General features: G+C 70.3%; 18 protein-coding genes. 5 read left to right on the top strand and 13 right to left on the bottom strand.

The features are described from left to right. Nucleotides 1-34: 34 nt before the first annotated feature. Nucleotides 35-796 (bottom strand): DeoR/GlpR family DNA-binding transcription regulator, encoded by a 762-nt coding sequence (locus KOL93_RS01450; protein WP_221583525.1) that lies wholly within the window; start codon nt 794-796, stop codon nt 35-37. A gap of 110 nt (nt 797-906) precedes the next feature. Between KOL93_RS01450 and KOL93_RS01445 the strand changes: the two genes are divergently transcribed. Continuing rightward, a complete protein-coding gene (locus tag KOL93_RS01445) occupies nt 907-2,196 on the top strand; it encodes an MFS transporter (protein ID WP_221583524.1) in 1,290 nt (429 codons plus the stop codon). 11 nt (nt 2,197-2,207) lie between these two features. On the opposite strand, the gene KOL93_RS01440 is transcribed toward KOL93_RS01445, so the two are convergent. Continuing rightward, nucleotides 2,208-2,960, bottom strand: coding sequence for a DeoR/GlpR family DNA-binding transcription regulator (locus tag KOL93_RS01440; RefSeq protein WP_221583523.1), 753 nt, complete (start codon nt 2,958-2,960; stop codon nt 2,208-2,210). 95 nt (nt 2,961-3,055) lie between these two features. Here KOL93_RS01440 and KOL93_RS01435 point away from each other — a divergent pair, with 95 nt between their 5' ends. Together KOL93_RS01435 and KOL93_RS01430 are read left to right on the top strand one after the other, a co-directional pair. Beyond that, entirely contained in the window at nt 3,056-4,102 is a 1,047-nt protein-coding gene (locus tag KOL93_RS01435) for an NAD(P)-dependent oxidoreductase (protein ID WP_221583522.1), read from the top strand. Continuing rightward, the gene (locus KOL93_RS01430; RefSeq protein ID WP_221583521.1) at nt 4,099-5,544 is read left to right on the top strand and encodes a xylulokinase; all 1,446 of its coding nucleotides are present in this window, start codon (nt 4,099-4,101) and stop codon (nt 5,542-5,544) included. The genes KOL93_RS01435 and KOL93_RS01430 overlap by 4 nt, the downstream gene beginning before the upstream one ends. A 57-nt stretch (nt 5,545-5,601) precedes the next feature. Here the strand turns inward: KOL93_RS01430 and KOL93_RS01425 are convergent, their stop codons facing one another. The 3 genes from KOL93_RS01425 to KOL93_RS01415 are packed head-to-tail and all read right to left on the bottom strand — an operon-like array spanning nt 5,602 to nt 8,032. Then, entirely contained in the window at nt 5,602-6,444 is an 843-nt protein-coding gene (locus tag KOL93_RS01425) for an alpha/beta hydrolase (protein ID WP_221583520.1), read from the bottom strand. Then, a complete protein-coding gene (rhaI, locus tag KOL93_RS01420; RefSeq protein WP_221583519.1) occupies nt 6,444-7,607 on the bottom strand; it encodes an L-rhamnose isomerase in 1,164 nt (387 codons plus the stop codon). The genes KOL93_RS01425 and rhaI overlap by 1 nt, the downstream gene beginning before the upstream one ends. A 56-nt stretch (nt 7,608-7,663) precedes the next feature. Further along, complete coding sequence (locus KOL93_RS01415) at nt 7,664-8,032, bottom strand: L-rhamnose mutarotase (protein ID WP_221583518.1); 369 nt, start codon at nt 8,030-8,032, stop codon at nt 7,664-7,666. Between the two features lie 161 nt (nt 8,033-8,193). Here KOL93_RS01415 and KOL93_RS01410 point away from each other — a divergent pair, with 161 nt between their 5' ends. Together KOL93_RS01410 and KOL93_RS01405 are read left to right on the top strand one after the other, a co-directional pair. After that, nucleotides 8,194-9,198: a LacI family DNA-binding transcriptional regulator gene (locus tag KOL93_RS01410; RefSeq protein WP_221583517.1), complete on the top strand. Its 1,005-nt coding sequence runs from the start codon at nt 8,194-8,196 to the stop codon at nt 9,196-9,198. A gap of 176 nt (nt 9,199-9,374) precedes the next feature. Then, nucleotides 9,375-9,755, top strand: coding sequence for an SdpI family protein (locus KOL93_RS01405; RefSeq protein ID WP_221583516.1), 381 nt, complete (start codon nt 9,375-9,377; stop codon nt 9,753-9,755). 25 nt (nt 9,756-9,780) lie between these two features. On the opposite strand, the gene KOL93_RS01400 is transcribed toward KOL93_RS01405, so the two are convergent. The 8 genes from KOL93_RS01400 to KOL93_RS01365 all read right to left on the bottom strand — a co-directional run bounded on the left by KOL93_RS01400 (nt 9,781) and on the right by KOL93_RS01365 (nt 20,856). Further along, nucleotides 9,781-10,740, bottom strand: a complete 960-nt coding sequence (locus KOL93_RS01400; protein ID WP_221583515.1) for a formylglycine-generating enzyme family protein — start codon at nt 10,738-10,740, stop codon at nt 9,781-9,783. Between the two features lie 18 nt (nt 10,741-10,758). Then, nucleotides 10,759-12,264 (bottom strand): sulfatase family protein, encoded by a 1,506-nt coding sequence (locus KOL93_RS01395; RefSeq protein ID WP_221583514.1) that lies wholly within the window; start codon nt 12,262-12,264, stop codon nt 10,759-10,761. Between the two features lie 30 nt (nt 12,265-12,294). After that, nucleotides 12,295-13,326 (bottom strand): LacI family DNA-binding transcriptional regulator, encoded by a 1,032-nt coding sequence (locus KOL93_RS01390; protein ID WP_221583513.1) that lies wholly within the window; start codon nt 13,324-13,326, stop codon nt 12,295-12,297. A 3-nt stretch (nt 13,327-13,329) separates the two neighbouring features. Continuing rightward, complete coding sequence (locus tag KOL93_RS01385; RefSeq protein WP_221583512.1) at nt 13,330-14,760, bottom strand: MFS transporter; 1,431 nt, start codon at nt 14,758-14,760, stop codon at nt 13,330-13,332. 111 nt (nt 14,761-14,871) lie between these two features. Beyond that, the gene (locus KOL93_RS01380; protein WP_221583511.1) at nt 14,872-17,340 is read right to left on the bottom strand and encodes a glycoside hydrolase family 3 N-terminal domain-containing protein; all 2,469 of its coding nucleotides are present in this window, start codon (nt 17,338-17,340) and stop codon (nt 14,872-14,874) included. After that, nucleotides 17,337-18,173, bottom strand: coding sequence for an ATP-binding cassette domain-containing protein (locus tag KOL93_RS01375; protein WP_221583510.1), 837 nt, complete (start codon nt 18,171-18,173; stop codon nt 17,337-17,339). The genes KOL93_RS01380 and KOL93_RS01375 overlap by 4 nt, the downstream gene beginning before the upstream one ends. Further along, complete coding sequence (locus tag KOL93_RS01370) at nt 18,170-19,921, bottom strand: dipeptide/oligopeptide/nickel ABC transporter permease/ATP-binding protein (RefSeq protein ID WP_221583509.1); 1,752 nt, start codon at nt 19,919-19,921, stop codon at nt 18,170-18,172. The genes KOL93_RS01375 and KOL93_RS01370 overlap by 4 nt, the downstream gene beginning before the upstream one ends. Further along, entirely contained in the window at nt 19,918-20,856 is a 939-nt protein-coding gene (locus tag KOL93_RS01365) for an ABC transporter permease (protein ID WP_221583508.1), read from the bottom strand. The genes KOL93_RS01370 and KOL93_RS01365 overlap by 4 nt, the downstream gene beginning before the upstream one ends. Nucleotides 20,857-20,897 lie beyond the last annotated feature (41 nt).

The following is a 20,897-nucleotide window of genomic DNA, read 5'->3' as shown; positions in this document are numbered from 1 at the left end:
CTCACACCAGATCACGTTCCACGCAAGAAACGGCTCAGCGGATCTCGACGAGCTCGCGATACGGGTCGAGCCGCGCATCGGCCACGTCGAGCTCGGTCACGAGAAGCGCGACGTCGCCCCACTCGAGCCCACGCGCCATGCCGGGATTGCCGAGCTTCGTCGAGTCGACGAGCAGAACCACACGCTCGGCGCCGCGCGCGAACTCGAGCTTCACCTGCGCCTCCTCGAGTGAGACGTCACTCGCCCCGTGCGCGACGTCGACGCCCGCGCCGCTGGCGAACAGCGTCGAGTAGCGCACGGCCGCGGCAGCCCGGCAGGCCATCGGACCGACGAGACTGCCCGTCAGGTCGTCGGCCTGGCCGCCTGTGAGCGTGGCCCGCGGCGTTCCTGCGCGACGCAGGGCACCGAAGTTCTCCCACGAGTTCGTGACGACGAGAAGATCCTCGTGCCGCCCCAGCTGCTCGGCGAGCACGCCCGCCGTCGTCGACGCGTCGAGGGCGATCGCCCCGTGCGCCGGGACGAGATCGAGCACCTTCTGCGCGATGCGGGCCTTCGCCGCGCGGCGCTGCCCCATCCGCTCACCGAAGGGGCGCGGACCCACAGCCCGCGTCGCCCCGCCGCGCACGCGCCGGGCGACGCCCTCCTGCTCGAGGCCGTCGAGATCGCGACGAATCGTCATCTCCGAGACGCCGAGGGCGGCCGCAGCCTCGGCGAGCTGCACGCTGCCCTCTCGCTCGAGGATCTCGGCCAGCGCGCGCCGGCGCTGCTCACCGTGCACGGAACTCGTTGTCGACATAGACGGCACCGTATCCCGACGGCGGATCCGATCCCGAGTTGACAGAACATGACAGAGTTGACAAGATCTGACTCGCCTTTCTCACGCCGGCACAACAAAGGAGTTTCGGCATGTCGCTTCCTGGCGCTCCCGCCCAGCGGGACTTCCTCGGCCTGTCCCCCGCATTGCTGTGGGGCTACGTCGCCATCGCGCTGTTCATGACCGGAGACGGTCTCGAACAGGCTTTCCTGTCGGACTACCTCGTGACCTCGCTCGGGTACACGCAGGAGCAGTCCGGCACCCTGTTCACCGTCTACGGCCTCGTCGTCGCTTTCGCGGCCTTCGCCTCCGGCGTCCTCGCCGAGTACTACGGACCTCGCCGCGTGATGATGCTCTCGACCGTCGCGTGGATCGTGTTCCACGCCGGCTTCCTGGTCTTCGGCGTCATGGCCGACAACTACCCGATGATGCTCGTGATGTACGCGATCCGCGCCGCCGCGTATCCGATGTTCGTCTACAGCTTCGTCGTGTGGATCTCGTACGCCGCCCCGCAGAACCGCCTCTCGAGCGCCATGGGGTGGTTCTGGGCCGCGTACTCGGTCGGCGTGGGAGTCTTCGGCTCCTATCTTCCGAGCCTGACGATCCCGTTCATGGGCGAGGTCGCCACCCTGTGGATCTCGATCGGATTCATCGCCGCCGGAGGCATCCTCGCGGGCGTCCTCGTGTCGGGCCGCGGCCCCCAGCACAGCGGGCCGCGCAGCCTCGCCGGACTCGGCCGCACGCTCGTCCAGACGATCGCCCTGCCCTTCCGCAACACGCAGCTCGCGCTCGGCATGGTCCAGCGCATCATCAACCAGATCGCGCTTTACGCGTTCATCGTGATGATGCCGATCGTGTTCGTGCGCGACATCGGCTTCGAGCAGACCGAATGGCTGCAGCTGTGGGGCCTCGTCTACCTCGTCACGGTCTTCACGAACCTGCTCTGGGGCGTGCTCGGAGATCGTCTCGGATGGATCCGCACAGTGCGCTGGTTCGGCAGCATCGGCATGGCCGTCGCCACGCTGCTCATGTACTTCGTGCCGCTCGCCGTCGGCCCCGTGCCGTGGATCACGGCGGGCGCCGTCGTGCTGTTCGGCATCGCGATCGCCGCATACGTGCCGCTGTCCGCCCTCATGCCGGCGCTCGAGCCCGCGCATCGCGGCGAGGCGGTCGCCCTGCTGAACCTCGCGGCCGGCCTGTCGCAGTTCGTGGGGTCGCTCATCGTCACGCTGTTCTGGGGACTGCTCGGCACGGCGGGAATGGTGATCGCGATCGCGGCCATCTACCTCGTCGGATTCGGCCTGACGTATCTCATGAAGGTCGATCAGGGCGCGCTCGCTCGCTACGAGGCCGACCAGGCCGCGCTCGCCGAGGCGCGATGACCCGACGGCCGTCAGATCACACGGCTCCCGTGCTCCCGCATCGGCTGGAGAGCGCGGGAGTCCGCGTCGACGTTCGTGGCGAGCACGTCGATCGCGTCGATCGGGATGGACAGCGCCGCCGAGGTGCTGCCGAACTTGCTCTCGTCGATGCCGACGACAGTCGACTCCGCGGCGTCGAGGAACACGCGCTTGACGTGCGCCTCGTCGAGCGTGTCTTCGAAGCCGCCGCGAGCGAAATCGAGGCCGGCCACCGAGCAGAAGAACGTGCGATACGAGAAGTCGGCCGCCCCGCGAGCCGCGAGCGGGCCGCCGAACGAGTCGACACGCGGATCGAGTCGGCCGCCCACGAGGAGCGGCTGGATCCCCGGCTTGCCCTCGAGCGCGCGCAGGGTGTCGAGGCCGTTCGTCACGACCACGAGGTCATCGGCGCCCGGGAGCAGGGTCGCGAGACGCGCCATGGTGGTCGACGAGTCGAACGCGATCGTCCCGGAGCGCGGTACGAGCGGCAGCGTCTTGCGCGCGATCTCGGTCTTCGCCTCGTCGTGGCTGCGGGCGCGCCCGTGGAAGCTGACGGGCCCCACGGCCTTCGCCCCGCCGCGGACGCGACGCGCGGCCCCCTGATCCTCGAGGTCGCGCAGGTGCCGCCGCACGGTCTGCTCACTCACCTCGAGGGCGGCGGACGCCGCGGCGAGCGTGATCTGGCCCGTCGCGGACAGCTCGGCGCGCAGCCAGGCTTCGCGCTCTTCGCTCGCCAGACTGCCCATCCCCCCATGCTAGGCCGTCGCCCGGCCCGCCCCCGTTGCTCGCGCGCCGCCGCCCGGCGTGCGGATCCCACCCCCTGACGAAGGAGAAGACCATCATGACGAGCGTGCTCGCTGCGGGGGACCGCTTCATCCGTCCCGCGCTGTTCCGAGAGAGCGTCGCCTCGGCGACGGGCGACCTCGTCGCCGACATCGCCGAGCTCGAGCTGCTGTGGCCCGACCAGCCGTTCTGGTCGGTCGGCGGCGTCGACGAGGCATCCGGCGACGAGGACTCGCTCATCGAGGCACTGCGCGGCCGCGACGCGATCGTCACACAGCTCGCCCCGCTCACCCGGCGCGTCTTCGACGCGTGCCCCGACCTGCGCTTCATCGGAGTGTCGCGCGGCGGCCCCACGAACGTCGACCTCACCGCGGCCGCCGAGCGCGGCATCGCGGTGTGCAACGTCCCCGGTCGCAACGGCATCGCAACGGCCGAGATGACGCTCGGCCTGCTGCTCGCCGTCCTGCGCCGGATCCCGATGACGCAGCGCACCCTCGAGGACGGGCGCTGGGAGGGGGGCTTCTACCGACACGATCGCGTCGGATTCGAGGTGTCGGGGGCGACCATCGGCCTCGTCGGTGCCGGCGCGGTCGGCGGACACGTCGCTCGGATCCTCGACGCCATGGGAGCGCACGTCATCGTCTACGACCCCTTCCTGCCGGAGGGCGTGCTCGATGGCGTCATCGAGCGCATCGACACCGTGGACGACGTGTTCCGCCGTGCCGACATCGTGTCGATCCACGCGCGTCTGACGCCGGAGACGTCCGGGCTCGTCTCGACCGAGCGCCTCGCGCTCATGCGGCCGGGCTCCTACCTCGTCAATGCGGCGCGCGGAGGCCTCGTCGACTACGACGCGATCACCGACGCCGTCGTCTCCGGACACCTCGGCGGCGTCGCCTTCGATGTCTTCCCGAGCGAGCCCGCCGACTTCTCCCACCCGCTGTTCGCCGCCGCTCGCGACGGCCACAATGTCGTCATGACTCCCCACATCGCCGGCGCCAGCACGCAGACGGCGATCCGCGCGACGGAGGGTGTCGCGGCAGAGCTCGGCCGCTTCCTGCGCGGCGAGCCGCTGCAGCACGAGCTGACGGGCGCGCTGCGATGAGCACGATCTTCCTCGGCATCGACGTCGGAACGAGCTCGGTGAAGGTCGTCGCGACGGCCGCCGACGGGGAGCTCGTGCGCGAGGCGTCGACGCGCTATCCGACGACGACCGATCGCCACGGCGGGGCCGAGCAGGACGCGTCGGCCTGGTGGGAGGCGCTCTGCGCGCTCGCGCCCGACGTCGTCGGAGGCGACACGGTCGCGGCCGTCGCCGTCACCTCGCAGGCGCCGACGATCGTTCCGGTGGACGCGTCGGCGGATCCGGTCGGCCCGGCACTGACCTGGCTCGACCGACGTGCGCAGGCCGACGCGGCGCGCATCGCAGACTTCGTCGACAGCCGAAACGGCGCCGACGCGTTCTTCGGCACGGCGAAGCTGCCCTGGCTCGTGCGCGAGCGCCCGGAGACCGCGCGTCGCACCCACCGAATCCTCTCCGCGAACGGATTCATCGTGGCGCGCCTGACGGACGTCATGGTGCTCGACGACAGCTCCGCATCGCTCATGCAGGGCTTCGACGAGAGCGCCTCCGACTTCCCGTCCGCGCTGCGCGAGGCCCACGTCGGCCTCGACCTGCTGCCGGAGATCCGTCCGGTCGCCGACGTCGTCGGGCGCGTGTCGGAGGCGGCGGCGAGGGCGACCGGGATCACCGCGGGAGCGCGCGTCGCGGCCGGCGCGATCGACTCGGTCGGATCCGCCATCGAGGCCGGCGTCCTGCGCCCTGGCGGCCCCCTCGTCGAGATGACCGGGTTCTCGAGCGTGTCGATGCTCGCAGTACCCGCGGGCACGAGTGTGCCGGGCCTCATCCACTCGCGCCACTGCGTGCCCGGCGTCGATCTCCTCATCGCGGCGCAGGTGACCGCCGGGGCGACGATCGACTGGGTCAACGGGCTCGACCCGGCGACCGATGTGCGCACCTCGCCCGAGCTGAGCTCGCGCGAGCGGCCATCGCGTGTGAGCGTCGTGCCCTCCCTCGCAGGCGAGCGCACGCCCACGTGGAATCCCATGGCGCGCGGGATCCTCGACGGCGTCGACCTCGCGACGGACGACATCGATCTGCTCATCGCCGCGATGGAGGGCAACGCCTTCGCCCTCGCGACGGACATCGCACTGTTCGCGCAGTCGAAGCACCCGGTCACGGAGGTCCTGGCGACGGGCGGCGGCGCCAGCTCGCCGCTGTGGCTGCAGATCAAAGCCGACGTCACGGGAGTTCCCGTGCACAAGGCGACACGCGGGCACGGCGCGGCACAGGGCGCGTCATATCTGGCGGGCTTCGCGGCGGGCGCATACGCGCTCGAGGACGTCGTCACGGGATCCGAGCGCGAGACCACCTACCTGCCCGACGAGTCACTCGGCGACGCCTACCGCGCGAAGCGCGCGTGGATGGAGCGTCTCGCCGAGCTCAACGCCCACCGGGCCTGGCCGCACACCGGGCCACGCGCCTGACGTCACGAGAACGGGGCGGCATCCTCATCAGGATGCCGCCCCGTCGTCATGAGGCGCTCAGCCCACGAGCCGCGCGACGAAGGCGTCGATCGTCGCCTCCGCGCCGGGCTCTTCCGGGCGGTTGAGGTGGCCGTGGCGGGTGCCGCGCTCGAGCGTGCAGCGCACGTCCACGCCGACACTGTCGAGCGTGCGCGAGAAGGCCTCGGCCGAGACGCGCAGCTCGTCGACGTCGCTGGCGACGATCGTGGTCGGCGGGAAGCCGACGAGCTCTCCCTCCGTCGCCGTGCCCGGCGCCGCAACGGCGTCCGCCGTGTCGACGGATCCGCCGAGGTAGTTCTCGTACATCTCGCGCACGGCGGGAGGGGCGAATTGGGCGCTCAGGCCCGCGTCGGCCAGCGCCGCCACCAGATCGGCCGGAACGTCGGGCTGGACCGCGTGGAGGGTCGGATACGCGAGGACCACCTGCGCCGGCAGCGAGCGCCCCGTCTGCAGCAGGCGCACGACGACGCCGGCGGCGAGGTTCGCCCCCGCGCTCGCGCCGCCGATCGCGAGTCTGTCGGGGTCCGCTCCCCACTCGGCCACGTGCTCACGCGTCCAGCTCAGGGCGGATTCGAGCTCCTCCGACGCGATCGGGTAGCGCACGCCGTCATGGGGCTCACGATCGGCCCAGCGCGAGCCGGGCTCGATCGGCGCGAGGGAGTAGTCGACCGACACCGTCGTGATGCCGCGGGCGGCGAACGCCCGCGCCACCCAGTCGCCCTCCGGCATGTCGATGGATCCCGCGGCGAACCCGCCGCCGTGCGCCCACACGACGACGGGTCCTGCCGGTGCGTCCGCCGGGTACACGCGCACGCCGAGCGGCCCGTGCGGGCCGTCGAGCGTCGTGTCCCGGGGCTCCATCAGGCGCCCCAGCCGGCCTGCTGACCGCCGACGCGCTCGGCCTCGATCTTCTCCTGGTAACCCGAGTCGAGGTACGCCTGCATCGGGTCAGCCGGGAGGCCGCGGCCCTCGCGCCACGCGGCGAGCGCCGGGCGCACGTCGGTGTAGAAGGCGTTCATGAAGACCTCGTGGGCCTTCAGCGGGTCGCCCGCGATCTGCGCCTCGCGCAGCGCCTCGGTGTCGACGAGCAGCGCGCGCGCCGTCATCTCCTGGACGTTCAGCACCGAGCGCGTCTGGCCGAGGATCTTGTTCTCGACGTTGTGGCACTGGTCGAGCATGAACTGCACGTCGGGGTTGTTGAGCCCGCCGCCGCGCACGACCTCGAAGACGATGCGGAACAGCTGGAACGGATCCGCGGATCCGACGATCAGGTCGTCGTCGGCGTAGAAGCGGCTGTTGAAGTCGAACGACCCGAGCTTGCCGAGGCGCAGGAGCTGCATGACGATGAACTCGATGTTCGTGCCGGGCGCGTGGTGGCCCGTGTCGAGGCAGACGAGCGCCTTGTCGCCGAGCGACGCCACCTGGGCGTAGGACGTGCCCCAGTCGGGAACGTCGGTGTGGTAGAACGACGGCTCGAAGAACTTGTACTCGAGCACGAGGCGCTGGTCGTCGCCCAGGCGGTCGTAGATCGTGTGGAGCGAGTCGTTCAGACGGTCCTGGCGGCCGCGCATGTCGGCCTGGCCGGGGTAGTTGGATCCCTCGGCGAGCCAGATCTTCAGGTCGCGCGAGCCCGTCTTGTCCATGACGTCGATGCACGCGAGGTGGTGGTCGATCGCCTTGCGACGGATCTTCGCGTCCTCGTGCGTCAGCGCGCCGAACTTGTAGTCGTCGTCCTGGAAGGTGTTCGAGTTTATCGTGCCCAGCTCGACGCCGTGATCCTCCGCGTGCTTGCGCAGGTCGCCGAAGTCGCTGAGATCCCACGGGATGTGCAGCGCGACGGTCGGCGCGAGACCCGTGAGCTTGTGGACCTGCGACGCGTCCGAGATCTTCTCGAACGGATCGCGCGGGGTGCCGGGCGTCTGGAACACCTTGAAGCGGGTGCCCGAGTTGCCGAACGCCCATGAGGGCAGCTCGATGGCCTGCTTCTCGAGCTGATCGAGAACGTCCTGAGGAAGGGTGCTCATCGTGAACGCCTTTCTGTTGTCGTCGCGGTCGTCATCGGCCGCGCGGGGTCATGGGGTCAGTCGGTGTGCGCGGCGCGCAGCTGGGATTCGAGGTGGAAGACCTCGGGGAACGTCTCGGCGTTCTGGTCGGCGCGGCCGTCCTGCGCGACGAAGAACGGAGCCATCTCGGCCTCCCACTTCGCCGCGATCTCGCTCTGCGCGAGGTATGCCTGCGACGCGGCGTCGTCATCGGACTCGTAGAACCCGACGAGCTCGCCACCTCCGAGGTGGAAGATCGAGTAGTTGCGTCGTCCCGAAGCCGCGATCTCCTGGAGCATCTCGGGCCAGACGGGGCTGTGCCGGCGCATGTACTCGTCGAGCATCTCGGGCTTCACGCGCAGTCGGAACGCCACGCGCGTGGGCGTGGTGTCGGTCTTGCTCGCCATTGAGGCACCTCCGAAGGTTTGAATCGTTTCATTATGCCCCGACCATCCTGGGAGGAGCAAGGGCGGATCCGCGATTCGGACAAATGCGGCCAGCGGGGCCGCGGCCTCCCTCCGCGACCGCACCCCGCCGGTAGGATCCTGGGGATACCCGAGGAGGACGGATGGCGGTCAGCATTCGCGATGTCGCGAACGAGGCGGGCGTCTCGGTGGGGACCGTGTCGAACGTGCTCAACAGGCCCGACGCCGTCGCGGACGCCACGGTCGAGCGCGTGCGCGCGGCGATCGACGCGCTCGGGTACGTGCGCAACGATGCCGCACGCCAGCTGCGGGCCGGCCGCTCCACCACGGTGGGCCTCGTCGTGCTCGACGCCGGCAACCCCTTCTTCGCCGAGCTGTCGCGCGGGGCCGAAGACGCCGCCGCCGCACGCGGGCTGTCGGTGCTCCTCGGCAACAGCGGCGAGCGCCGCGATCGGGAGGACGCCTACCTCGGTCTCTTCGAGGAGCAGCGGGTGCGCGGCGTGCTCCTCTCCCCCACCTCCGAGACGCTCGACGCCGCCGAGCGCCTGCAGCAGCACGGGACCCCGGTCGTGCTCGTCGACCGCTCGGCGCCCGGATCCGACTTCTCCTCCGTCGCCGTCGACGACATCCGCGGCGGATACATCGCCGCGGCGCACCTGCTCGACCAGGGCCGCCGGCGCATCGCGTTCGTCGGAGGGCAGTCCTCCCTGCGCCAGGTCGCCGACCGCCTCGAGGGCGCCCGCCGTGCCGTCGCCGAGGTCTCGGACGCCACGCTCACCGCGACGCCGACCGACCAGCTGACGGTCATCGCGGGGCGCGAGGCCGGCTCCGCCATCGCCGCTCTGCCGGCCGACGAGCGGCCAGACGCGATCTTCGCGGCGAACGACCTCGTCGCCGTCGGCGTCATGCAGGCGCTCGTGATGATGGGATCCCTCCGCGTCCCCGACGACATCGCCCTCATCGGGTACGACGACATCGCCTTCGCGCAGTCGACCGTCGTGCCGCTCACGTCGATCCGGCAGCCGTCGCACCTCATCGGATCCACGGCCCTCGACCTGCTCGCGGAGATCTCCGAGGACCCCACCCGCGCACCCGAGGCGATCGAGTTCGAGCCCGAACTCGTCGTGCGGGAGTCGACCGGGGGCTGACGCGGCGAGCGCGCTCCGGAGAACCGAACGCGCACTCCGGCGGAGATCTGCACAACGAAGGAGGAACACCGCCGATAAGGTCCTCCCGAACGCAGATCTCCTCCCGAACGCGCGCCCGATCCGGCGCAGCGGGCCGAATACCGGATCCGCACCCAGACACCCCATATCCTCGACACATGACGACGGAAGACCTGCTCGGCCGCGCCAGCATCTTCCTCTGCATGACGGGATCGGGGCTGCTCATCCTCTGGATGGCGAGTGCCACCGCGTCGGGACGGCTGAAGCGCAACCCGTTCGCGGGGATCCGCACTCCCGTCGTGATGGACAGCGAAGAGACGTGGCGCATCGCGCACGTCCGGGCGAAGCGCGACAACCAGCGTGCCGGGATCGCCGCCCTCGCCGCGGGGCTGTTCGCCCTCGTTCCGGTGCCGATCGCCGTCATCGCTGTGGGCGCGCTCGTCGGCGCCGTCATCATGCTGGCATTCGTCCTGCATGGAGCACGCGTCGGCGGGAATGCCGCGCGCGCCCACCTCGCCGAACAGCGACGCGACGGCTGACGCGGCGGGTCCCCGCCCCGCGCGCCTACCGCGCGACGGTGCGGAAGCCGGCGTTGCCCATCGAGGAGTCGGGGGTGTTCTGCGAGCGGGCCGCGTTGCGGTAGCGGTTGCAGTACGAGATGTGGCAGAGGTAGCTGCCCCCACGGAGGATCCGCGCCCCGCCGCGCTCGGGGCCCGTCGGGTTCTCGGCGGGTGACGCCGCGTAGGTGCGCGGGTCGAACCAGTCCGCACACCACTCCCACACGTTGCCGACGGGCTGCCACAGGCCGTACCCGTTGGGCTCGAACGTGCGCACGGGTGCGGTGGTGAGGAATCCGTCCTCGAGCGTGTTCTCGCGAGGGAAGGATCCCTGGAAGATGTTCGCGCGCCAGCCGCCCGCGTCGACCTCCGCGTCGCCCCACGGGTACTTCGCCCCCGCGATCCCGCCGCGGGCCGCATACTCCCACTCGGCCTCGGTCGGGAGGCGGCGCCCCGCCCACTCGCAGTAGGCGACGGCGTCGTTCCAGCTGACATGCACGACGGGGTGGTCGCCCAGGCCGTCGATCGAGGATCCGGCGCCGCCCGGGCGGCGCCAGTCGGCACCGCGGACGCCGCGCCACCAGGGCGTCTGCGGTGGCACGCCGAGCACGTCCTCGTCGGGCGCCGTCAGCGCGAGGTGGAACACGGCGGAGAACTCGAACGTCTCGGCTTCCGTGCGATATCCCGTCGCGTCGACGAACGCCGCGAAGGCATCGTTCGTGACGGTCGTCGCGTCGATCGAGAACGCGTCGAGGCGCACCTCGTGTACGGGAAGCTCGCCATCGCCCGGGTTGCGGTCACCCGACTGATCTCCCATGAGGAAGGATCCCGCGGGCACGCGGGCCTGCTCGATCGTGTGGCCCCCGGGCTCGCTCCTGCTCTGCGGCGCGGCCGGCGGCCGGCCGACCTGCAGCAGCGAGTCGCGCGACGGCCCGCCGCATCCGCACGTGCAGCTCTCAGTTCCCATGGGGGCCACTCTGGCAGATCAGCTCGTCTGCCGGATCTTCGCGACGTACGCCTCGACACGGGCGAAGAGCTCGGCGTCGTACGGACCCCACTCGGGGCGCGGGGTCTCGTCGCCGCGATAGGGCTCGTCGTCGTAGCGCTCCTGGTACGCGGCCAGCTTCTTCTCGAGATCCGCACGGACACCCGCGTACGCCGGGTCGTCGGCGACATTGCGCACCTCGGTCGGGTCGGCCTTCAGGTCGTACAGCTCCCATTCGGGCTCGAACACGGCGTCCGACGCTCCGGGCACGCCGAGCCCCGCGCCGTAGTAGTAGATGAGCTTGTGGTCGGCCGTGCGGATCCCGTAGTGGGCGGGGGCGCCGTGAATGGGGTCGTCGTGCTCCCAGTAGCGGTAGTACGCGGCGTCGGGCCAGTCGGCGACCTCCTCGCCGCGCAGCAGCGGGCGGAAGCTGCGCCCCTGCGACGTCGGCAGCGCCTCCGCGGGGTCCAGCCCCGCGATGTCGAGGAACGTCGCCGCGAAGTCGACGTTGGTGATGATGCCCTCGCACCGCGACCCGGCCGCGATCTCCGCGGGCCACCGCATGAGCATCGGCATCTGCAGCGACTGGTCGAACATCAGCCGCTTGTCGAACCAGCCGTGGTCGCCGAGGAAGAAGCCCTGGTCGGAGGTGTAGACGACGAGCGTATTCTCGGCGAGGCCGCGCGCGTCGAGGTGATCGAGCAGGCGCCCGACGTTGTCGTCGATCGACTGCACGGTCTGCAGGTAGTCGCGCATGTAGATCTGGTACTTCCAGCGCATCCGCGCCTCGCGGTTCTCCTCGCCGCGCAGGTGCGCGGGAACCTCCTGCTTGAGGTCGTCGGCGCCCATGTCGTCGGCGAGCGTCATGTGCACGTTCTGCACGGCCCTGCTGCGCGTCGCGTAGTCGTCGAAGAACGTCTCGGGCTCGGGGATGGATCCGTCGGCGTAGAGGTGCTTGTGCTTCTCGTCGGGGATCCACGGGCGGTGCGGGGCCTTGTGATGCACCATCGCGACGAACGGGGCGTCGCCAACCTCGTCGATCCAGTCGAGCGTCAGGTCGGTGACGATGTCGGTCGCGTACCCCGGCACCGTGTGGCTCCCCTGCTCGTCGATCATCTCGGGGTCGACGTAGTCGCCCTGCCCGGGGAAGATCTTCCACGCGTCGAAGCCGCGCGGCTGCGAGACGCCGTGCTCGCCGAGATGCCACTTGCCGAACATGCCCGTCTTGTAGCCCGTGCCGCGGAGCGCGTCGATGAACGTCGGCACGCGGTAGTCCATCTCGGTCCAGATAGACGAGACGCCGTTGACGTGACTGTACGTGCCCGTGAGGATCGATGCCCGCGAGGGGCTGCAGATGGAGTTCGTGCAGAACACGGCGTCCATGCGCATGCCCTGATCGGCGATCCGATCGAGGTGCGGCGTGTGGTTGACGCGGCTGCCGTACGCCGAGATGGCGTGGGCGGCATGGTCGTCCGACATGATGAAGATGATGTTGGGGCGGGTCAACGTGACTCCTCGTTCCTTCGGGGGCCGTGCTCAGCCGACGAGCGTCGGGGCGAGCAGGAGATGGTCGGGGGCGGATCCGTCGCGTGCGGTCGCGACGACGAGTCGGGCGCAGACGCGCCCGCCCTCGACGAGCGGCAGGTCGGCGCTGCTGAGGCCGTCCCACTGGGCAGGGTCCAGGGCGCCGGCCGCCAGCCCGACGACGCGGTACTGCGGATCGCGGGAGCGCGCGGTCGCGAACACGGTCTCGACGTCGGCTCCCCACGAGCACACGAAGGCCGTGTCGGCGGGTGCCGTGCGGCTCTTCTCGAGCAGCGCGTCGACCCGGCGGGCCAGATCCCGGCGGTAGCCCGTGTCTTCGCGCGAGCTCTCGATCTCGGCGAGCGATTCGGACGTGATCGCTGTCTGGAGGACATGGATCGCGACGTCCGGTCGCGCCGCGAGCTCGTGGAACATCGCCTGCTCGCGCACGCGCTCGGCGTGCGAGACGATCTCGGGGCGCACGTAGTGCACCGTCTGCACCCCCTCTGCGACGAGGTGCTCGATCACCAGGTGCACGCCGTGCGCGTAGTCGAAGTCGACGGTCGAGTAGGGCACGTCGCCCACGGCGTGGCCGCAGTCGATCGCACCGAAGGGGATCTCGTGCTCTGCGACGGCGCGCGCGAGGTCGTCGGGCACCGCGTGGTCGTCGTGGCCGACGAAGACGAGCCCGTCGAGCTGCCCGCCGCGCACCGCGTCGACTCCCGCCTGGTGGTCGCGCGTCGCGAGGAACATGAGCTGATATCCCTCGTCCGCGACGCCCTCGCTCAGTCCTTCGGCGATCGCCGCATAGCGCGGGTAGGTGAGCGGCTTGTCGAGGATGACGCCGATCAGTCGCGCGGCGCGCTGACGCAGCGACCGGGCGAGGGAGTTCGGCACATAGCCGATCTCGCGGGCGATGCGGCGGATCCGCGCGCGCGTGCGCTCGGCGAGCGGGAAGTCGCTGTTCTCGTTCAGGGCGTAGGACACCGCCGAGACGGAGACGCCGGCGCGTTCGGCGACATCGCGGAGGGTGGGACGGTTCATGGATCAGTCCTGCGCGGATCCGGTCTGCGCCGCGTGACGCGCCGCGAGCACCTCGACGTTCTCGGCGACGCGGCGACGGCTCAGCGGATACCAGGTGAGCAGCAGGATCGCCGCGACCCCATAGAGCACGGCCGGCACGAGCGTCGAGATCGTGTATATGCCGTCGATCGTCTCTGCCGTCTGCTGCACGCCGCCCTCCTGGTAGCCGACGAGGCCCAGCGCGATGCCGCCCGCACCGCCCGCGATGGCGAAGCCCAGCTTCCGCGCCCACGTGTTGATCGCATACACCGTGCCGTCGTCGCGCTCCCCCGTGCGGACCTCCTCGAAGTCGACGACGTCGGCGATCACGGCCCACACCAGCAGGTTGTACGTCCCGACGCCGAACCCGGCGACGACCGACAGCACGATGAACGCCCACGGCGACGTGACGTGGAGCACGAACATGAGGAAGAAGACGGCCGCGCTGAGGACGAGCATGCCGGCGATGAACTCGCGCTTGCCGATCTTTCGGGCCAGAGCGGCGGCGAACGGGGCGAGCAGGAGCCCGGGCACGAAGCTCGCCAGCTGCGCGGGCCCGGACAGGGCGCCGTTGTTGAAGTAGTTGAGCCAGAGATAGGCCGCCATCGCGTTCACGAGCAGGCCCGCCAGCATGAGGATCAGGTTCGACACCATGAGCCCGAGGAGCGCGCGATTCGTCACGAGCGAGCGGAGCAGCTGCGGGAAGCTCGCCCGCTCGCGGGGCGGCGCCTTCACGCGCTCGCTGGTGAGTCGGTAGCAGATCACGTAGTAGACGATCGCGGCCGCCCCGAACGCGATCCCGATGCCGAAGAACGCGCCGGGGAGCACGGTCGAGACGCCGTCGACCGTGCCGTAGATGATGAGCGGCGGCACGAGCGCGACGAAGATGCCCGCGACGTTGGCGCCCACGCCGCGGAACACCGACAGCGACGATCGCTGGCCGGGGTCCGGTGTGATGACGGAGGCCAGGGATCCGTACGAGATGTTGACCATCGTGTAGAAGACGGATCCCCACAGCACGTAGGTGACGACCGCGTACGTCAGCTTCGCTCCGTACGCCCAGTCGGCGACGAATGGCGCGTACATCAGCGCGCTCATGATCGCGAGCGGCACAGCGGCCCGCAGGATCCACGGGCGGAAGCGGCCGTTCTTCGACGGACGGTGGGAGTCGAGGAAGCGCCCCCATCCGACGTCGGTGAACGCGTCGAGCAGACGCGTCAGGAGGAACAGCAGCCCGACGTGACCTGCCTGGAGGCCGGCGACGTCGGTGAAGTAGATCATCAGGTACGACGAGGCGAGCAGGAAGAGGAAGTCGTTCCCGAGGTCGCCGAACAGGTAGCCGACGCGGTCGCGCCAACCGAACGGGCGCGCGGTCGTGAGCGCCGTGGTCAGGCTGGTCTCCGGTGTGCGAGTCACGGGTCCTCCTTGAGCGTGAGTCGGCCGCGGCGTCGCGGCGTGGACGTCACGCTACGGAGTTCAATCGTTTGAAACAAACATTCAAACGATTGAACTTCCGAGTGATCGCGATCAGTCGGCGGCCGTGTCCGCCGCGTCGCCCGCGAGCTCGTGCCAGAGCCACTCGATCGTCCCCGGAAGGTCCACCGCGTCGCGATTGATCTCCCACTGCGCCTGCAGCCCGTCGGACACGGCCAGGAGGACGCGGGCGACCATGGCCGGATCCACGTCGGCGCGGAATCTCCCCGTGCGCTGCCGCGCCTCGACGTCGCGACGCACGGCGGCGATGACGTCGCGCTCGCGCTCTCGGAAGAACTCGTTGGCGGGGTGATCCTGATCCGCCGCGGCGGCCTCGAGACTCACATAGAGGTGCACGAGACCCGGCACCTCGACGTTGTGACGGGCCGTTCGGATCGTCATGGGCTCGTCGCCCGGCATGAGGGCGAGGTCGCGCCGATCCACGATGTCGCGCTGCTGCAGCACCTCGACGAGGAGATTCTCCTTCGTCCCGAAATGGTGGAGCAGGCCGGCTTGCGTCATCCCGACCTCGGCCGCGATGTCGCGCAGCGAGGTCGCGCTGTAGCCCTTCCGCTCGATCACGGCGAGCGCGGTCTCGAGGATCAGCTCGCGGCTCTCACGCCCCTGGGAGTACACGCGCCGCCCCGCGCGCCGGGCGACCGCCGCGCTCGCCTGGCCTTCGACCAGCAGCGGGCGGACAGTGTCGCCCGGGACGTCGGGTCGAGAGACCTCGATCGCCGACATCGACCGCGGGACGTCGAACGGCAGCGAGCCCTCTGCGCGCGACTGCCCCGTCAGGACCTCGAGAAGCGCACGATCGGATGCGCCGAACTCGGCGACGGCGGCAGAGACATGCGGGATGAGCGGCTCGAGGATCGCCGGGCGATCGAGTCGCACCGCGAGGACCACGGGTGCGAGCGCGCGGTATGCCCGGAGCCGATGCTCGAACTCGGGCGAGAACTCGAGGGATCCGGCGTGGAAGCTGGCCTCGAGCATGTATGTGTCCCGCGGCTCGTAGGGGGCCTCGGTGCGCACGACGATCGCATCGGCGTCCTCCGGGGCGGCTGCGGCGCGGAACCCGGCCTCGACCAGGGCCTCGTCGCTCACCTCGTCCGAGTACACGGCGATGCCCTTCGCGAGCGGCAGCGTCGAGGCCGACCGGCGACCGGCCGAGAGCACGACCATCGAGCGCGCCTGCGCGCGATGCCCGGCCTCGACGAACTCCTTCGTGCCGACCTCGCGGGCCGCTGCGTCTTCGTCGACGTAGGGGTCGTCGAACAGGCCGAGCTCGAACTTGACGCGAAGAAGACGACGCACGGAGCGGTCGATCGTCGACTCGTCGATCCGGCCCGACTCGACGAGCGACACGATGAGGTCGGGACGGTCCTCGCCGCCGAGCTGATCGCATCCTGCCTCGATGATCCGGCGCACGCGCGCCTCCTCGTCGAGGTGCTCGACTCCCCATGCGCGCGGCGGAAGGGTCTTGTCGAGGATTCGCGACTCCGTCACGAGACCCCAGTCGGTGCAGATGACGCCGTCGAAGCCGAGCTCCTCGCGGAGGAGCCCCGTGATCATCTGACGGTTGTAGCCGAAGCCGACCTCCTCGACCGGCTCGCCGCCGAGCTCGAGGCCGACCGGCACGCCGTAGGACGGCATGATCGCCGGAACGCCGCGCTCGATCACGCGACGGAAGGGCTCGAGGTGGTACTCGAACATGCCGCCCGGATAGTCCTGCTCCCGCCCGTACGGGAAGTGCGGATCCTCGCCGCCCCGCTGCGGCCCGCCGCCGGGGAAGTGCTTCGCCATGCACGCGATCCCGTCGGGCGTGACGCCCTGCCCGTTCTCGAAGCCGTCCAGATAGGCGAGTCCGAGACGCCCGACGAGCTCTGCGTTCTGGCCGAAGGTGCTGTACTGCCGAGGCCAGCGCGGCTCCGTCGCGACGTCGAGCGTCGGATGCAGCGCCATGCGGATCCCGAGGGCGAGATACTCGCGGCGGGCGATGTCGGCGAACTCGCGCACGGCTGTCTCGTCGGCGAGAGCCCCGAGACCGAGCGGTTCCGGCCACGCCGAGAGATGATCAGAAGAGAACGAGGCGCCGAAGTTCTCGGTGAACGAGTGCCGCGGATCCGTCGAGATGGTCACGGGGATCCCGTGGGGCCCGAGCGCGGCGAGCCGCTGGACCTCGTTGACCCACCGCGCCATGACCCGCGGCTCGGGGATGCTGTGCACGTTGAGGTGCGTCACGAGTCGCTCCTCGACGAGGTGGCGCGCGGTCAGCTGTCGCTCGACGATCGGCGGTCCGTCCACGGTGCCGTCGGCCGTCACGGGGACGACGGACTGGACCATCAGGCCAGCCTTCTCCCGAAGACTCAGTCGCGGGACGAGGTCGTCGACGCGCTCATCCACGGAGCGCCTCGGATCCTCATACGGATCCATGACCCCGTTGCCGTTGAGATCGCGGTAGCTCGTGCCGTCCGCGTGCTCCGCCACCGCAGAATCGGCCGCCCGTGTCGTCATGTTCATTTCTCTCCTCCCGCCGCCAGCAGACGGCGACGCTCGCGACGCTCCCTCTGCTGCGCGACATCGGCCACCGGCGCCGACATGAACAGCTTCTGCGTGTAGGGATGCTCGGGATGGGCCGTGACCTGGTCGACCTCGCCCTGTTCTACGATGTCACCCCGGTAGAGCACCGTGACCCGATGACTGATGTGTCGCACGACGCCGAGGTCGTGCGAGACGAACAGGTACGCCGCTCCCGTCGACTCCTGCAGCTCGACGAGCAGCTCGAGCACGCGGGCCTGCGTGGTGAGGTCGAGAGCGGACACCGGCTCGTCGCAGATGATGAGCCTCGGATCCAAGGCGATCGCCCGTGCGATGGCGACGCGCTGACGCTGCCCACCCGAGAACTCACGCGGCAGGCGCGACGACGCGTCCGATGGCAGCTGCACGCGATCCAGGAGGTCGCGCACGCGGGCATAGGCATCGTGGCGCGACCACCCCTGGATGAGGAGCGGCTCGGCGAGGATGTCGGCGACGGTCATCGACGGGTTCAGGGACGAGTAGGGATCCTGGAACACGACCTGGATGTCCTGCGCGAGAGAGCGCCTGTCGCGGGTCGACGCGTGCGTGATGTCGCGCCCGTCGAACTCGACGCGGCCGGCGCTGATCGGCGCGAGGCCGAGGACCGCGCGGCCGATCGTCGTCTTCCCCGACCCCGATTCGCCGACGAGGCCGACGGTCTCTCCCGGGCGGATGTCGAGCGAGACGCCGTTGAGCGCCTGGAACCTCGTGCCTCCCCTGCCCTTGTAGACGACCTCGAGATCCTCGATGCGCAGCAGGGGTGTCGACGCGGTCATGACGCTCCTCCTTCCGCGGCGTCCTGGTAGACGCGCACGTCGCCGCCGGCCTCGAGCATCGAGTCGAGCAGCGTTCGGGTGTAGTCCTCACGGGGGCGCTCGAGGATGTCCTCGACGTCGCCGGTCTCGACGATTCGGCCCGCCTGCATGACCGCGACGCGATCGCAGACGTCGGCGACGACGCCGAAGTTGTGCGTCACGAGCAGCACGCCCATGCCCGACTCCCTGCGGAGGTCGCGGAGCAGGTCGAGCACCTCCGCCTGCACCGTCACGTCGAGCGCCGTGGTGGGCTCATCGGCGATCAGGAGCTTGGGCTCGCCCGCCACGGCGCCGGCGATGAGGACGCGCTGCGCCATCCCTCCGGAGATCTCGTGGGGGTAGGACCGGAAGGTCGCCTCGGGGTCGGGGATGCCGACGCGGGCGAGGAGCTCGAGAGCCCGCTCGCGCGCGGCCTGGCGCGACATGCCCCGCGCCGCACGCAGGGGCTCCGTGAGCTGGGCGCCGATGCGGTAGGACGGGTCGAGGTTGCTCAGCGGCTCCTGGGGCACGTATGCGATGCCGTCGCCCCGCAGCCGACGGCGCTGCCCCGGAGCGAGCTCCGTGAGCTCACGACCCTCGAACAGGAGGGACCCGCGCGACACCCACCCGCCCTCGGGCAGAAGTCCCAGCACCGAGAACGCGGTCTGCGACTTCCCGGATCCGGATTCGCCGACGAGACCGAGCACCTCCCCGGGCGCGACATCCAGGCTCACCTGGTGGACGACGGTCTTCTGCTCGTCGCCGACGCCGTAGCTGACCTCGAGGTCGCGCACCGACAGCAGCGGCGAGCGCCCTTCGGCGGGCGCATCGACGCGCTCGGTGCGCCCGACGCGCGTGGCGGCACCGGATCCGCGGTCTTCGAGGGCATCGCGCATGGCGTTGCCGAGAAGGATGAGGGCCATCGTCGTGAGGCCGATCGCGAGGCTCGGCCAGAACACCAGCGACGGATTGACGAAGATGCGCCGGAATCCCTCGTTCAGCATGCTTCCCCACGACGGGACCGAGGCGTCGGAGAGCCCCAGGAACTCGAGTCCCGCCTGGATCGCGATCGCGATGCTCGCGAGGCGCGCCGTCTGGATGATGACCGGCGCGCGGACGACCGTGAGCACGTGACGGCCGATGATGCGCGCGTCACCGAGCCCCGAGACGCGCGCGGCGTCGACGTACAGCTCGCCGCGGACCGACTGGACCGCCGCCCGGACGATGCGGAAGACGGACGGCGAGAGGAGCACGCCGAAGACGGCCATCGACGTCCACACCGACGGGCCGACGACGGCGCGCACCGCGAGCAGGACGACGATGCCCGGGAGAGCCATGTTCAGGTTCGTGAACCAGTTCGCGACGCTGTCGAACCAGCCGCCGTAGTAGCCGGCGATCAGTCCTGTCGGCAGCCCCACGGCCACCGCGACGACGAGCGCGAGCGCCGCCCCGGCGAGATTGATCTGCGCGCCCCACAGGAGGCGGCTCAGCACATCGCGCCCCGAGGAGTCGGTGCCGAGCAGGTGGACGTCGCTCGACCCCTCGAGCGCCTCGCGCAGGTTCGCGACGCCGGGGTCGGGCAGCGAGAGGAACGGGGCGGCGAGCGCGGCGAGCACCAGGAACAGGAGCACGATCGCCGAGGCGACGCCGAGGGGGTTGCGGAGGAACCGGCGGAACACGCCTCCGCGCTGCGAGCGCGCGGCCGTGACGAGTGTCGTTGTCTGGCTCATGAGAGACGCACCTTGGGATTCAGCCAGGCGACGGCGAGGTCGACCAGCAGATTGACGATCACGACGATGACGACGTACGCGGTCACCGTGCCGAGCACGACCTGGATGTCCGCACGACCGGATGCCTGCACCGCCAGGCTTCCCAGCCCAGGCAGCGCGAAGATCTGCTCGATGACGACGGCACCGCCGAGGATCCCCACGACCTGCACCGCGAGCGACGTCAGGCCGGTCGTCGATGCGTTCCGCAGCACATGCCCGAGCACCACGCGCCTCTCCGACAGACCGCGACTGCGCAGCGTGCGCACGTAGTCCTGCCGGAGCGTCGCGATCATCGAGCTGCGCACCTGCTGGGCGATGCCCGCGACGGCGACGACGGTGAGCGCGATCACCGGCATCGTGATGCTGCGTGCCCACGCCCCCGGGTCGTCGGCGAACGCCGTGTATCCCGTAGCGGGCAGGATCCCGAGCTGGATGGCGAGCAGCGTCACGAGGAAGAGCGCGATGATGAACGCGGGAAGCGCATCGCCGAGCGTCGCGATGAACTGCAGCGCACGGTCCAGCCACCCGCGCTTCACCGCGGCCGCGATGCCGATCGCGAACCCGAGCACCCCGCTGAGGACCGTCACGAGGATCACGAGCGCGACCGTGACGGGCATCCGCACGGAGAGCGCCGCGGCCACCGACTCGGTGCTGAACAGCGAGTCGCCGAGGTCGCCGGTGAGTGCGCCCACGAGCCAGTGCAGGTACTGCACGATCAGCGGCTGGTCGAGCCCCAGCTCGGCGTTGAGCTCGGCCGCCTGCGCGGGTGTGGCGTTCTCGCCCAGCACGTTGAAGGCGATGTCGTCGAATGCCGGCGACAGGAGGAGGAACACGATCAGCGTCGCCCCGAACAGGAGCGAGACCGCCGACGCGAGTCGTTTCACGAGAAAGCGCATGGGATCTCTCCGTCACGTGGGGTCGCCGGCGACGCGGCGAC

Source organism: Microbacterium salitolerans (assembly GCF_019720895.1).
Taxonomy (GTDB): Bacteria; Actinomycetota; Actinomycetes; order Actinomycetales; family Microbacteriaceae; genus Microbacterium.
Note: the sequence above shows the minus strand (reverse complement) of the source record. Positions and strands in the feature narration are given on the sequence as shown.

Excerpts from the sequence above, each read along its gene's own strand:
- rhaI (WP_221583519.1), bottom strand. The coding sequence starts at position 7,607 with ATGAGCACCCTTCCTCAGGACGTTCTCGATCAGCTCGAGAAGCAGGCC.
- KOL93_RS01405 (WP_221583516.1), top strand. The coding sequence starts at position 9,375 with ATGACGACGGAAGACCTGCTCGGCCGCGCCAGCATCTTCCTCTGCATG.
- KOL93_RS01400 (WP_221583515.1), bottom strand. The coding sequence starts at position 10,740 with ATGGGAACTGAGAGCTGCACGTGCGGATGCGGCGGGCCGTCGCGCGAC.
- KOL93_RS01365 (WP_221583508.1), bottom strand. The coding sequence starts at position 20,856 with ATGCGCTTTCTCGTGAAACGACTCGCGTCGGCGGTCTCGCTCCTGTTC.
- KOL93_RS01435 (WP_221583522.1), top strand. The coding sequence starts at position 3,056 with ATGACGAGCGTGCTCGCTGCGGGGGACCGCTTCATCCGTCCCGCGCTG.
- KOL93_RS01415 (WP_221583518.1), bottom strand. The coding sequence starts at position 8,032 with ATGGCGAGCAAGACCGACACCACGCCCACGCGCGTGGCGTTCCGACTG.
- KOL93_RS01440 (WP_221583523.1), bottom strand. The coding sequence starts at position 2,960 with ATGGGCAGTCTGGCGAGCGAAGAGCGCGAAGCCTGGCTGCGCGCCGAG.
- KOL93_RS01445 (WP_221583524.1), top strand. The coding sequence starts at position 907 with ATGTCGCTTCCTGGCGCTCCCGCCCAGCGGGACTTCCTCGGCCTGTCC.
- KOL93_RS01430 (WP_221583521.1), top strand. The coding sequence starts at position 4,099 with ATGAGCACGATCTTCCTCGGCATCGACGTCGGAACGAGCTCGGTGAAG.
- KOL93_RS01450 (WP_221583525.1), bottom strand. The coding sequence starts at position 796 with ATGTCGACAACGAGTTCCGTGCACGGTGAGCAGCGCCGGCGCGCGCTG.
- KOL93_RS01370 (WP_221583509.1), bottom strand. The coding sequence starts at position 19,921 with ATGAGCCAGACAACGACACTCGTCACGGCCGCGCGCTCGCAGCGCGGA.
- KOL93_RS01425 (WP_221583520.1), bottom strand. The coding sequence starts at position 6,444 with ATGGAGCCCCGGGACACGACGCTCGACGGCCCGCACGGGCCGCTCGGC.
- KOL93_RS01375 (WP_221583510.1), bottom strand. The coding sequence starts at position 18,173 with ATGACCGCGTCGACACCCCTGCTGCGCATCGAGGATCTCGAGGTCGTC.
- KOL93_RS01390 (WP_221583513.1), bottom strand. The coding sequence starts at position 13,326 with ATGAACCGTCCCACCCTCCGCGATGTCGCCGAACGCGCCGGCGTCTCC.
- KOL93_RS01410 (WP_221583517.1), top strand. The coding sequence starts at position 8,194 with ATGGCGGTCAGCATTCGCGATGTCGCGAACGAGGCGGGCGTCTCGGTG.
- KOL93_RS01380 (WP_221583511.1), bottom strand. The coding sequence starts at position 17,340 with ATGAACATGACGACACGGGCGGCCGATTCTGCGGTGGCGGAGCACGCG.